The sequence below is a fragment of the Sphingobacterium prati genome, from assembly GCF_013167215.1.
In the GTDB taxonomy this organism is placed as follows: Bacteria; Bacteroidota; Bacteroidia; order Sphingobacteriales; family Sphingobacteriaceae; genus Sphingobacterium; species Sphingobacterium prati.
In genome coordinates, this window is the sequence record NZ_JABJWY010000034.1 from 567148 (window position 1) to 580166 (window position 13019).

The 13019-nt window shown below is 39.6% G+C and carries 11 protein-coding genes; 4 read left to right on the forward strand and 7 right to left on the reverse strand.

The window, feature by feature from the left end:
* Window positions 1–402: 402 nt before the first annotated feature.
* The 6 genes from rpmA to HPC41_RS12660 form a co-directional block, all read right to left on the reverse strand.
* Complete coding sequence (rpmA, locus tag HPC41_RS12635) at window positions 403–666, reverse strand: 50S ribosomal protein L27 (protein ID WP_046672918.1); 264 nt, start codon at window positions 664–666, stop codon at window positions 403–405.
* Between the two features lie 43 nt (window positions 667–709).
* Window positions 710–1021 (reverse strand): 50S ribosomal protein L21, encoded by a 312-nt coding sequence (rplU, locus tag HPC41_RS12640; RefSeq protein WP_028068281.1) that lies wholly within the window; start codon window positions 1019–1021, stop codon window positions 710–712.
* Window positions 1022–1170: 149 nt separating this feature from the next.
* Window positions 1171–3213, reverse strand: a complete 2043-nt coding sequence (locus HPC41_RS12645; RefSeq protein WP_172394363.1) for a M13 family metallopeptidase — start codon at window positions 3211–3213, stop codon at window positions 1171–1173.
* A gap of 68 nt (window positions 3214–3281) precedes the next feature.
* Entirely contained in the window at window positions 3282–4790 is a 1509-nt protein-coding gene (locus HPC41_RS12650) for a carbon-nitrogen hydrolase family protein (RefSeq protein ID WP_172394364.1), read from the reverse strand.
* Between the two features lie 154 nt (window positions 4791–4944).
* On the reverse strand, window positions 4945–5286 hold the full coding sequence (locus HPC41_RS12655) for a DUF3467 domain-containing protein (RefSeq protein ID WP_104382326.1): 342 nt from the start codon (window positions 5284–5286) through the stop codon (window positions 4945–4947).
* A 37-nt stretch (window positions 5287–5323) separates the two neighbouring features.
* Window positions 5324–6442, reverse strand: coding sequence for a M42 family metallopeptidase (locus HPC41_RS12660; protein ID WP_172394365.1), 1119 nt, complete (start codon window positions 6440–6442; stop codon window positions 5324–5326).
* A 163-nt stretch (window positions 6443–6605) separates the two neighbouring features.
* On the opposite strand from HPC41_RS12660, the gene lgt reads away from it, so the two are divergent.
* The 4 genes from lgt to HPC41_RS12680 all read left to right on the forward strand — a co-directional run bounded on the left by lgt (window position 6606) and on the right by HPC41_RS12680 (window position 10740).
* A complete protein-coding gene (lgt, locus tag HPC41_RS12665; protein WP_172394366.1) occupies window positions 6606–7421 on the forward strand; it encodes a prolipoprotein diacylglyceryl transferase in 816 nt (271 codons plus the stop codon).
* Between the two features lie 733 nt (window positions 7422–8154).
* Window positions 8155–9345, forward strand: coding sequence for a tryptophan synthase subunit beta (trpB, locus tag HPC41_RS12670; protein ID WP_216660743.1), 1191 nt, complete (start codon window positions 8155–8157; stop codon window positions 9343–9345).
* Window positions 9346–9465: 120 nt separating this feature from the next.
* Window positions 9466–10008 carry a L,D-transpeptidase family protein gene (locus HPC41_RS12675; protein WP_172394367.1) on the forward strand — a complete coding sequence of 181 codons (543 nt, stop codon included), beginning with the start codon at window positions 9466–9468 and terminating at the stop codon, window positions 10006–10008.
* A 162-nt stretch (window positions 10009–10170) separates the two neighbouring features.
* Window positions 10171–10740 (forward strand): helix-turn-helix domain-containing protein, encoded by a 570-nt coding sequence (locus tag HPC41_RS12680; RefSeq protein WP_172394368.1) that lies wholly within the window; start codon window positions 10171–10173, stop codon window positions 10738–10740.
* A gap of 97 nt (window positions 10741–10837) precedes the next feature.
* On the opposite strand, the gene HPC41_RS12685 is transcribed toward HPC41_RS12680, so the two are convergent.
* Entirely contained in the window at window positions 10838–13018 is a 2181-nt protein-coding gene (locus HPC41_RS12685) for a DUF4954 family protein (protein ID WP_172394369.1), read from the reverse strand.
* Window position 13019: the final 1 nt, after the last annotated feature.

Consider the following 13019-nt stretch of genomic DNA (forward strand, 5'->3'; position numbering starts at 1 on the left):
GTATTTTAAAGGCTATAGGAAGATCCCGATTATTTAGGCACAAGTATTTAACTCCAAATGGCGTACATGCTATTGCCTGGTCATTTGTATTTTCCAATCGCGAATAATTCATAAATCGGTATTTATTTTAAAAACACCTATCCCTTATAAAAATTGTACCAAAGCGGTTACATTTAACAGAAAATAACAGTTCGCGGTATTATTTAAGCGTATAATTTAGGCGTAAATTCAACACACTTGGACTCCACAAACCTACAATAAACTCATATTCAACAAGATGAATCGCTTCAATTTTAACAAAATGGAATAAATTTATTAAGCATAAAAATTTAATAGCAGAAAGTACCTTGCATAAAAAAGGCATCAATTGCTTGATGCCTTTTTCAAATATTGTTGCAAAACTTATGCTTGCTCTGTAGGAACTACAGATACATAAGATTTATTGTTAGCTTTTTTACGGAAAACTACTTTACCGTCTACTAAAGCGAACAATGTGTGGTCTTTACCAATACCAACATTTGTGTCAGGATTGTGTTGTGTACCGCGTTGGCGTACGATGATGTTACCTGCGATTGCTTGTTGACCACCGAAGATTTTGATACCTAAACGCTTGCTATGTGACTCACGGCCGTTCTTAGAACTACCCGCACCTTTTTTGTGTGCCATTTCTTTATCTTAATTTAAGACTAATGTCTGATTAAAAATTCAATTATAACGTAATACCAGTGATCTGGATTTTAGAAAATTGTTGACGGTGACCGTTTTTCTTTTTGTAGCCTTTACGACGTTTTTTCTTGAAAACGATAACTTTATCACCTTTTAAATGAGACAAAATTTTAGCCGAAACTTTTGCACCAGCAACGCTAGGTGTACCAATGGTAAATTTACCACCGTCTTCTGCTAACAATACATTGTCAAATTCAATACTAGCGCCTTCATCTCCTTGTAAACGGTGTACAAAAAGGAACTGGTCTTTTGCAACCTTAAATTGCTGTCCTGCTATATTTACTATTGCGTACATTGTTAATTAATTAAATGTGTTATTAAATGAAGGGCAAAAGTAATTAGTTTTTACCACAATTCAAAGATAAATCTATCTTTTTCCCTTCATTTACGCCCAGCTGATCCGCTACTACCGTCGGAAATAACAGAAAAGCAGCTATTAACAGCTTACCAAACTAAAATTCTTTTTTCGGGTGCAACGTACATTTTAGCTGTAGGCTGCACATTGAATGCTTTATAAAACGCTTCCATATTATAAACAGGTCCATTTACACGAAATTGCTCTGGACTATGAGGATCAACCTTCAAACGCAAACGCATACGTTCATCGCTGCTTTTTACCCGCCAAACTTGCGCAAAACTCAAGAAGAAACGTTGATCGGGCGTAAAACCATCAATTTTCTCACTTCCCTGCCCCTGCTTGGTCAATTTAAAAGCATCGTAAGCAATATTCAAACCACCGATATCAGCCAAATTTTCACCTAAGGTTAGTTCCCCGTTGACATGTTGATTGTCCAACAAGGTAAAGCTTCCATATAATTTTGCGACTTGATTTGCACGTTCGGTAAATTGTTTGGCATCTACTGCTGTCCACCAATCGTTTAAGTTACCAGCTTTATCATATTGTCTACCTTGATCATCAAAACCATGTGTCATCTCATGCCCTATTACAGCACCAATAGCACCGTAATTAATCGCATCATCCGCATTGGCATCAAAGAATGGAAATTGCAGAATTCCCGCAGGGAATACAATCTCATTGTATGGTGGATTATAGTATGCATTGACTGTCGGAGTCGTCATCAACCACTCTTTTTTATCGACCGGTTTACCTATTTTATTGACCATTTCTTTATAGGCATGCTTAGCTGAGGACTGAAGGTTGGCATAGTAAGTATCTTTCGCTACTTCTACATCACTATAATTTTTCCATTTTTCCGGATAACCAATCTTCTTGACAAACGCTTCCAATTTTTCAATTGCTTTTTTCTTGGTTTCCGGCGTCATCCAGTCTAATTTTTCAATTCTTGTCTTGTAGACCTTTTGCAAATTATCGACCAATTCCAGCATGCGCTGTTTTGCTTCCGGTTTAAAATAGTCATCCACATAGAGTTTTCCGACAATCTCACCCAAATTTTCATCAGCCGAACTGACCATCAATTTCCAGCGTTCTTTCTGTTGTTTCTGTCCATTCAGGGTCTTGCCGAATAGCTCGAATTTAGCATCTCTGAATTCCTTGCTAAGCGCACTTGCCGATGCATTCGCTAAGTCAGCTTTTAACTTTGTTTTCCAGACATCTACAGATTGCGATTTCAACAAATTGTTCAATGCGATATAAAACTTAGGCTGCTGTACCAAAATCGTATCGGTCTTTACCTCCAAGCGACCGAGGATCTCTTTCCAATTCAGATTTGGGGTCTGTTTCTGAAAATCCTGAACAGCAAACTTGTTATAGTTTTTAATCGGATCCCTTAATTCAACAGGTGTCAAATGGGATTTCGCAATTTCTGTTTCCAGCTTGAGCACTTCTTCGGCAGATTTTTGGGCACTTGCTTCCTCACCGATCAATCCAAACAGTTTAACCAGATAAGCATTGTAGGCTTCCCTGATCTTTTTGGCCTTATCATCCTGATCCAAATAATAACTAGCTTCCGGTAGATTCAATCCACCCTGAAAAAATTGTAGCGCATTTTTACTACTGATTCGATCATCTGCAGCCACATAAAAGCTGAATAGGTCGCCATCACCATTTTTGAATCCATCGGCCGCATAGGCGATCAGTTCATCGACATTTTTCAACGCATTGATTTTCTGAACAGCCTCTTCTATCGGCTTGGCACCTAATTTATCGATGGTTACGGTATCCATTCCACTCGCATAGAAATCACCAGCTTTTTGCTGATCTGATCCCTTTTTACTGTTGGATTGGGCTGCATTTTCCAAAACAGTTTTTAGTTTCTGCAAATTTTCATCTGCCAAAATATAGAATGACCCCCAACCTGTTTCAGAAGCTGGTATCTGGGTATTTTTCATCCATGCTCCGTTCGCATATTGAAAAAAATTATCGCCAGGATGGACCGTTGTATCCATGCCAGAAACATCAAAAAAGCTGGTTCTGACTTCCTGAGAACTCTCCTTGCTCTTATTTGACTGACATGACATCATCATTAAGACGATAGAGAGCGTCCCCCATTTGAATTTTTGTATCATACTTTATTAGATTAAAGAATATAATTAAAGCTAAGCATATTTTGAAGTCCTTCAAAAATACAGGTTAATTATTTCAAAAGTTTTACTTCATAGAGATCTTTGCGTCGATCCTTTTTAACTTTTACAGTGCCATATTCATGCAGATCCCTTAAGGCATAAAGATCTACATCTGCAATCAGTACCATCTCCGCATTGGGGGTGGCTTCAGCCTTGATTGCATTGTTCGGAAATGCAAAATCTGACGGTGTAAAGACTGCAGATTGCGAGTATTGAATATCCATGTTGTTGACACGTGGCAAGTTACCGACAGAACCAGCAATTGCCACATAACATTCGTTTTCAATGGCGCGCGCTTGTGCACAGGTCCTGACCCGGATGTAGCCATTCTGTGTATCAGTCATAAAAGGTACGAAGAGGATCTGCATACCTTGGTCAGCCAATATACGACTGAGTTCCGGAAACTCTACATCGTAGCAGATCAGCAGGCCAACCTTACCACAATCGGTATCAAATACCTTCACCTCGCTTCCACCTACCATACCATAGTATTTAAATTCATTTGGCGTAATATGAATTTTCTTAAATTCATCCAGCTTACCATTACGATGGCATAAGTAAGAAACATTATAGAGTTTCTTATTTTCCATCAGCGGCATAGATCCCGCGATAATATTCACATTATAGGAAACAGCAAATTGCTGAATACGATCGATAATATCTGAAGTATGCTGTGCCAGCCTTTCCATCGCCAGCCGCTCGGGAAGATCATTATACGGGCTCATTAGTGGCGTATTGAAAAACTCCGGAAACATAATAAAGTCTGTTCCATAGTCACTTACCGTATCCACAAAGAATTCAATCTGATCATAAAAAGCTTCTATATTATCAAATAAACGCATTTGCCACTGTACCAATCCCAGACGAATTGTCTGTTTGGTCGTTGAGATCGATCGGGTTTCTGATTCGTAGTAAATATTATTCCACTCCAGCAAGGTGGCAAATTCCATAGACTCGGCATCTTCCGGTAGATAATGTTTCAGCACCTTTTTGACATGAAAATCATTGGAAAGCTGAAAGGTCAGTGTCGGATCATAAATTTCCTTGCGTTTTACCTTCTCAATGTATACTCTCGGACTCATTTTGTCCGCATAATTATGGTAATTGGGAATCCTGCCGCCGGCAACAATACATTTTAAATTCATCTGTTCACACAGCTCCTTCCGTGCGTCATAGAGGCGTCGCCCTAAGCGCAATGCACGATGTTCGGGATGAACAAACACTTCGATGCCATATAACGTATCTCCGTCATCACTGTGTTTACTGAATTTTCCATCATCAATAATATCGTAATAACTATCGTAGATATTATTCTTTTTGGAATTAAGGATAATGGACAGCGCACAGGCCACTACATGCCCGTCGATCTCCACGCACAATTGTCCTTCGGGAAATATTTCGATCAAATCCTGAATATTTTCCTTTGACCAGGTATCCCCTACACCATCATAAGCTTGCTCCATTGATTTTTTCAGATCAACATAATCCTTCTTTGTCAAGTTGCGCACCTGAATATCCATATATAAATCTCCTTTTGAAATAAGTTTTCCTAAAAATAGTAAAAGTCGAGCCTGAGCCCAAATATCGGGGTAGCCAAGCAACCACAAATTGAGACAAAAAAAGACGCCAATTGTTTTATTGGCGCCTTAAAATATCGATAGATTGTACTACTGACTATGCTTGACCTTGAGGAGTTCCGAATGGAAATGCCACTGTTGGGTCACCACCTTGTTGAGGTTGTTCTGCAACACCTACATCCATTTTGATCGGACCGTTCAATGCTTCGAAACGATTCACGTTATCAACCAATGCACCTAACAAGCGTTTTGCGTGCTCTGGAGTCAAAACGATTCTTGATTTCACTTTTGCTTTTGGCACTCCTGGCATCACACGGATAAAGTCAACCACAAATTCTGTATTAGAGTGAGTGATAATCGCAAGATTTGAGTAGATTCCTTCTGCTACTTCTTCTGTCAACTCAATGCTCAATTCGTTTTGATTTTGGTTATTTTCCATAATAATTCTAAATGATAAGTTAATATAATCCTAAATTCTATTTTGTAAAAGTTCTAAAGTCCTGTCCATCCTCGATATTCAACAATGTCTGATAAATCAAACGGATCACATTGTCAACATCCTCTTTGTGTACCATTTCAACAGTCGTATGCATATAACGTAATGGCAGGGAAATCAACGCCGAAGGTACACCGCCATTGCTATACGCAAAAGCATCCGTATCTGTCCCAGTATATCGTGAGCATGCCTGACGTTGGAACGGAATATTGTTTTGCTCTGCAACTTTCACCAACAGTTTATTCAAATTGACCTGAACTGCTGGCGCATAAGACAATACCGGACCTTTTCCGGAGAACAAATCTCCCTGGGTGATCTTGTTGATCATTGGTGTCTGGGTGTCGTGTGTTACGTCCGTCACAATGGCCACATTGGGCTTAATACGCTCTGCAATCATCTCTGCACCCCGCAGACCAATCTCTTCCTGCACCGAATTTACAATATATAATCCAAACGGCAATTTCTTTTTATTCTCTTTTAGCAAACGCGCAACCTCAGCAATCATAAAACCACCGGCACGGTTATCTAAAGCACGTCCGACATAATAACGATCATTCAGGATCGAAAACGTGTCTTCGTAAGTAATCACACAGCCGACATGTACACCCAGTTCCTCCACTTCTTCTTTAGAACTACAGCCGCAATCCAAAAAGATATTTTTCAGGGAAGGATTTTCTTCCTTCTCTCCCGAACGGGTATGAATAGCAGGCCAGCCAAATACAGCCTTTACAATCCCTTTTTCTGTATGGATATTGACACGTTTAGAAGGAGCAATTTGATGATCCGAACCACCGTTCCGTACCACGTAGATTAATCCATCTTTTGTAATGTAATTGACAAACCAGGAAATTTCGTCGGCATGCGCTTCGATTACCACTTTATAGGCAGCCTTTGGGTTGATAACGCCAACAGCTGTACCATAATTATCAACGAAAGTGTCATCGACATAAGGCTTCAGGTAATCCAACCATAAACGCTGACCGTCCCATTCAAAACCTGTGGGTGAAGCATTATTTATATATTTTTCAAAAAATGAAAGCGAATCTTTTGTTACGACCGCAGTTGTTTTCTGTTCTTTTTTCTTATTCTTTTCAGCCATCTTGTCCTTTTCTATTTACTTTCGTCAAAATATGAAAATTTCAATGAAATGCAAAAGTAAAAATGTTTTTTGGAATATTCCTTTTACATTTCACTTTGATTTTATTGAAAAATAAGATTAAACCCTATCTTTACCTTAGTAATTTAAACAGACATAAAAAAATATGAATTCAATACTAAGTGCAATACATTGGAATGTAGATCCCGAGATGTTCAACTTTGGCGCTTTTGCCCTACGCTATTACGCCTTATGTTGGCTCCTCGCTTTCTTTGTGTCCTATGTTATTATGTTGCGCATTTTCAAAAATGAAGGCCGCACGCAAGAACAACTGGATCAACTATCTATCTATATCTTCCTCGGCACACTGATCGGCGCACGACTTGGTCATTGCTTATTCTACGATTTTGATTATTACAAAGACCATATATTGGAAATTTTTCTTCCTTTTAAATGGGATAAAAACGGATTCCACGTCACCGGTTTTGCCGGTTTGGCTTCGCATGGAGGAGCGATCGGCATCCTTGTTGCACTCTACCTATACTGCCGTAAGACGAAGACCGATTTTTTATGGTTGGCAGACAGATTAGTTGTGGTTGTACCTATTGCTGGCGCGCTGATTCGTATCGGCAATTTTTTCAATTCAGAGATGGTCGGTACACCATCGGACTTGCCTTGGGCAATAATTTTTGAGCGTCATGACAATATCCCCCGTCATCCAGGCCAGCTCTATGAGGCTATAGCCTATATTGTCATCTTTATTATCATCGCTTCCTTATTCAAATCAGACCCGAATCGTCAAAAAGGAAAATTGTTCGGTATTTTTATGGTCTTATTATTTGGTGCACGAATGGTATTGGAGCACTTTAAAATTGATCAGGAACCTTTTGAACAAAGTATGCTGCTCAATATGGGACAGATTTTGAGTATACCGTTTATTTTGATCGGCCTCTATTTTATCTTCCGCAAACCAAAAGCATAAAAAAGCGGTTAAACTAACCTAAAAAATATTCATTAAGGCATCTTTTTTAGCAAAGATGCTTTTTTTTATTGTGCCCTAGCAGTTCAGATACCCTTACGCTTTCGGCCGCGATATTCCTTCGACAATGATGGCAGACTGCTCCGCCCCTCCGTCGGGCCTTCCTCACTATAAATCCATGATGAATCCGACATGAGTCCGTGGTGAGTCCGAGTATAGCACGGATTCAGGCTGCTGTCACCTTATTGACAAGCTCCTCACACCTGCTCTCAGATACGAATCAGCCATGAATCAGTCTCGAATAAGAACCGAACACTTGTTATATCTCGTATTAAACACGGACTCTATTTATATAAAACATATGAATATATAATATAAATATATTATTGAATTTAAAACCCATACTTTTAAATAGTAAAACAATATTTTAAAAATAAGAATTAATGTATTTATCTATACAAAAGGAGCTATAGATAATACTTGTATCACGAATAATTCGTTAGGTTCGAAACTTCAATACACAACCTACGTATTGTTATGCCTGTCTACTTTCAATTTTCTATTAGATCTGTTCAATGCTTTATATAGCTGTTATGAATCACCCAGCTCAATAATAATTATTGCATCCATATTAATTAACAAAATTAGTGCGTTGTATAGCTAAAGCTTACAAAGATTACTATATTTAGGCCTCTTTAATGAGCAAAATTTTTACAACAAGAAACTTAAGCCTAAAATGAGTCTAGAAAAGTGTGCATCTGTCGAAGCGAACGAGAACATGCTTCAATACAATGGTAAATATGGTGAGTATGGAGGATCTTATATCCCACCTGTCCTAGAAAATCAGTTAAACAAATTAGCCGATTTTTTTGACAGCCATGTTCAGAAAGAAGAATTTCAGAAGGAATTCATCTCCATCCTCAGACACTATGTGGGACGTCCTTCACCTTTGTATTTTGCAAAAAATCTGAGTGAATATGTAGGATCCAAGATCTACTTAAAACGGGAAGACCTGAATCATACAGGTTCACACAAAATCAACAATTGTATCGGTCAGATCTTATTGGCAAAACAAATGGGAGCTACGGAAATTATTGCCGAAACCGGAGCTGGTCAACATGGAGTTGCAACCGCGACCGCCGCTGCTCTCTTAAATATACCATGCAAGGTGTTTATGGGCGAAATCGATGCCGTCCGTCAGGCCTTGAATGTGAAACGGATGGAGCTGCTTGGTGCTGAGGTTGTCACAACAAATCTAGGAAGCCGAACACTTAAAGATGCTGTTGACGCCGCGTTGATGTATTATGTTGAAAACCCGACATCTTATTATCTTCTTGGTTCACATGTCGGACCGCATCCCTATCCTAAAATGGTGGGCTATTTTCAGAGTGTGATCGGCAAGGAAGCCCGGCAACAAATTCTTGCACAGGAAGGACGCCTTCCAGACAGTATCTTTGCCTGTGTAGGCGGTGGATCAAATGCCATTGGGTTATTTTCAGGTTTTCTGGATGATCAAGAAGTTGAAATCAATGGCGGTGAAGGCGGCGGCTCAGGCACTTACCCTAAAACAGCCGCTACCCTATCTTTTGGTAAACCAACTGTATTTCAGGGTACCTATTCCTACTGCCTTGTTGACGATGAAGGCAATCCGATCCCATCCACATCCGTATCTGCTGGACTAGATTACCCGGGCATCTCGCCTCAGCATGCCGCTTTAAAGGACAGCAATCGGGCCAACTATTATCCGGTTACGGACGACGAAGCAATCGACGCCTATAAATTGCTTTCCAAATTAGAAGGAATCATCCCGGCAATCGAGTCCTCACATGCTGTTGCCTTGGCAGTCAAACTATTGAAAGATAAAAACAAACTTGCTATCGTCAATCTATCTGGCCGTGGAGACAAGGATGTCGACCGTGAATTTTAATAGATCACTGAATTTAAATAGCTATAGCGGATTGCTCATGCAGCAATTCGTTATGGCTATTAATATGAATCCTGGTTTTCCATGTAAGCTAACCGATCCATTTAGATAATAGTGATTCTTATGAAACGAAATAAAAACCGCCGCAACTGGCTAAAAATCGTTGCTGTCGTATTCCTCGTATTGTTTTTGGGGACTACCGCCTATAACCTCTATCCAGAACCCCGCTTACCAAAAAACGCGGTGATCGACAAACTTGTGGTCTATAAATCCAAACGGACTCTATCAGCTTATGCGCAAGGCAAATTGCTCAAATCATACCGAATATCGCTGAGCGGAAAGCCGATTGGAGCTAAAAAAATTGAAGGTGACTTAAAGACACCGGAAGGATTATATTATATCAACGATAAGAATCAGTACAGTGGATACCACAAGAACCTAGGGGTTTCCTATCCGAATGATCAGGATATCGCCTATGCCAAATCTTTGGGCAAAACAGCGGGTAGTGACATCAAAATCCATGGATTAAGAAATGGAATGGGCTTTATCGGGAAATTACAACGTTGGACAGACTGGACATTCGGTTGCATGGCCCTAACCAACAAAGAAATTGATGAACTTTATCAGGCCGTTCCCATCGGTACCCCTATTGCGATTAATCCCTAGCGTGATCAGCGCTGCGGAACCATCGGCGAGACAGGCTGGTATGTGGCTTGACCAGCAGAAGGCACCAAAAAACTACAACATATCGCCTAAATCTTACAACCGTGTGTCTTATTAATTTGCGATCTTTGGGTTTGGATTTGTAACTTGTATAAAAAAAATCGAATGAAACTCGCAATAAAGAATATGGTATGCAATAGGTGCATCATGGTTGTCGAAAACGAATTGACCAAGCATAATCTTCACATAAAACATATTTCTTTGGGACAAGTTGAAATTGAAGAGACACTCGACAGGCTCCAATCCGCTCAATTAGCCGAGAGTTTTTCTGCACTTGGCTTTGAACTAATCGATGACAAGAGATCCGTATTAATTGAGCAGGTTAAACATTTAGTCTTGGACTTAATCCGTAATCAACATAATCATACAAATTTAAATTTATCAGAAATAATCAGCAACCAGATTTACCATGATTACAGTTATGTTTCGAATTTGTTTTCAGATGTGGAAGGCATGACAATCGAGAAATATTTTATCAGCCAAAAAATTGAATACGTCAAGGAATTATTAGTTTATGACGAGCTGACTTTAAGTGAGATAGCCTATCAATTGAATTACTCGAGTGTTGCATATTTGAGTAATCAATTCAAAAAAGTCACCGGACTGACACCTAGTCATTTTAAGCATATTAAAGAGAACAAACGCAAACCGTTGGATAAAATACACGATGCTTGATAAATTATCTAATAACATTTATTCCCGATGAATAAGATCATTATTCCAAGCTTAAAAGGTAAAATAAGAAAAGGCTTCCGAGCAGAAGCCTTTCTTTTTAAAATTGCCCTTTCAAATTAGCAACCCTTATTTTAAATATCTCTAATTCTTTTTGTTGTTGATTGATAAAGGAATTCTCCTCCAACTTCCCAACGACAATATCCCGTTCCTCATCATTGGCATACACCATATTCTTGAATGGGTTCTTGTAATCTTTCGCTCGCGATTTATAGATCTGCTCACCTATCCAGATCCGCTGCCCTAAAGCCTCATCCAACAAAGATACAATTTTATCTTTGGATATTTCAACACCTTCCAAAGTAAGAATTTCAATAAGGGACAACAAAGCATGCTTACGTTTATCCAATGGATAATCCTTACTTTGTGCATGATAAAATTCGTGAATATCATCCCAAGAATCAATGCTTTTGGATTTGATATCTTCTAAGAAAACGCGTAAAGCATTGCTTTCAATAAGCTGTCCACCAATATTTTCCCAACTTGTCCGCTTTTCAGCAGAAAGATTTTCAAGGATATCATCCAACGATAAGCCAGACTCCAATGCATCCATCAGGTGCAATACACCATAATACTTAATGAATGAACGATAAAGATGATAAGCTTCACCTACTTTTTGGATTACGGTAGGTCTGCGTGAGTTCTCCGCTCCAGACAGAACGATCGTTTTATCTTTCAGATCAATATTGTTGGCAAGTAAGTCACGTCCTGCCAGAATCCGCTCCTCTTGCGTTTTATTTTCTCCAGATTGAAGGCTTTCAGATACGGCTAAGGCCAAAGCATCCATTCCGGCAAACATCTCATTAACCGTGTCGGGTGCCAACATATCGTATTCAAAATATTGATTTTTAAAATGTCTGTTGTCCCGCGCCTCATACTTATTAGCATTACGCACCAGCGCGTACATATTATACATAAACCAATATCCTGGGATCAGCACAAGCCTATCGTGCTGTACATCATTGCTTACTAAGGTAAAAGGCAACTGTATATCCAGTTCATGTAAAAAATCTCCTTTTACGATCAAACAATAAGAAGCAAATCTCGAATTGTGCTTGAGGCTCACACATAAACCTGGCCAGAAACCACGGCCTGCTATAATCTCGCCGTCAGCAGCTCTGGAGTTATGGTTAGACCCCACAGTAGCCCCAGCAGCCATGTTGCTTTGTCCCATAACCAATGCCGCGCATAAAAAGGAATTATTATGATGCTGCTCATGTGCCGGAAAAATCAAAGAATTAAGCACTTCACAACAGGAGATGGTCGAGTTATCACCAAGATAGGAATTGATCAACCGCGCTCCATATTTTAATTGCGAATAAGAAGCCAAAATAAAACGTACAGCTTTTACTCCATAGAAAATACGGCAACCATAGCCAATGATCCCATTGACAAGCTCACAGCCTTCACCAATTTGCGTATAGGATTCATGTGATGAATTGATGGTCACGTTCTTCAACTTGTTAACCCCTTTAATATAAGCATCTGTGCCAATCTTCACATTTTTGATTGTGAACGTATTTTTGATCACACAGCGATCACCGACCTGACTATAATAACCACGTTGCGTACCAAACTTTTGATCTGTCAGTTCCTCAAAACGGCGCTGTAGCTGATGATCGTGGCGATTTCGTGTCCATAAATAGACATCCGCTGCCTGCATGCCATCGAAGGGATAAACGGAGCGTGCGCCATTTTCATTACAGAGCTCCAATTGAATGCGTTTACCCGATTCTTCACCATCGCGAAGAATGCCATTTCCAAACTTAGCCGTACTACCGGTCTCCATCTCCTTGATTTGACTCAGCAGTACTTCATTACCCACTATAAAATAGGACAAATAACCTACATGATGTACAGCAACATCGTCGCCAAAATCGGAACTGATAATGGTCGAATGATATAAACCTATAGGAAGTTGCAGGTTGCGGTATTCCAGGTAACTAGGGCTCAGGTTCCCGATACGTACCAAGCCATAAAATTTGCAGTTCTGAATTTGCTTGGGATCAAAAATTGCTGACACTTTCACCTTCGACCAATCACTGGACCAATTCCCATTTGCAATGAGCTCCTGAATCTCGCTTGCCGTGAGGTCACGGTAATCATCGCGTGGATTTTGTTGAAAACGCAGCGTATACTCATCTTGCCCTTCTTTAAGAAATTCATTTGGGATAAAACCATATCCCAAATGTTCCAAAGGCCTTTTCTTTAATACACTCATA

Excerpts from the sequence above, each read along its gene's own strand:
- rpmA (WP_046672918.1), bottom strand. The coding sequence starts at position 666 with ATGGCACACAAAAAAGGTGCGGGTAGTTCTAAGAACGGCCGTGAGTCA.
- rplU (WP_028068281.1), bottom strand. The coding sequence starts at position 1,021 with ATGTACGCAATAGTAAATATAGCAGGACAGCAATTTAAGGTTGCAAAA.
- HPC41_RS12645 (WP_172394363.1), bottom strand. The coding sequence starts at position 3,213 with ATGATACAAAAATTCAAATGGGGGACGCTCTCTATCGTCTTAATGATG.
- HPC41_RS12650 (WP_172394364.1), bottom strand. The coding sequence starts at position 4,790 with ATGGATATTCAGGTGCGCAACTTGACAAAGAAGGATTATGTTGATCTG.
- HPC41_RS12655 (WP_104382326.1), bottom strand. The coding sequence starts at position 5,286 with ATGGAAAATAACCAAAATCAAAACGAATTGAGCATTGAGTTGACAGAA.
- HPC41_RS12660 (WP_172394365.1), bottom strand. The coding sequence starts at position 6,442 with ATGGCTGAAAAGAATAAGAAAAAAGAACAGAAAACAACTGCGGTCGTA.
- lgt (WP_172394366.1), top strand. The coding sequence starts at position 6,606 with ATGAATTCAATACTAAGTGCAATACATTGGAATGTAGATCCCGAGATG.
- trpB (WP_216660743.1), top strand. The coding sequence starts at position 8,155 with ATGAGTCTAGAAAAGTGTGCATCTGTCGAAGCGAACGAGAACATGCTT.
- HPC41_RS12675 (WP_172394367.1), top strand. The coding sequence starts at position 9,466 with ATGAAACGAAATAAAAACCGCCGCAACTGGCTAAAAATCGTTGCTGTC.
- HPC41_RS12680 (WP_172394368.1), top strand. The coding sequence starts at position 10,171 with ATGAAACTCGCAATAAAGAATATGGTATGCAATAGGTGCATCATGGTT.
- HPC41_RS12685 (WP_172394369.1), bottom strand. The coding sequence starts at position 13,018 with ATGAGTGTATTAAAGAAAAGGCCTTTGGAACATTTGGGATATGGTTTT.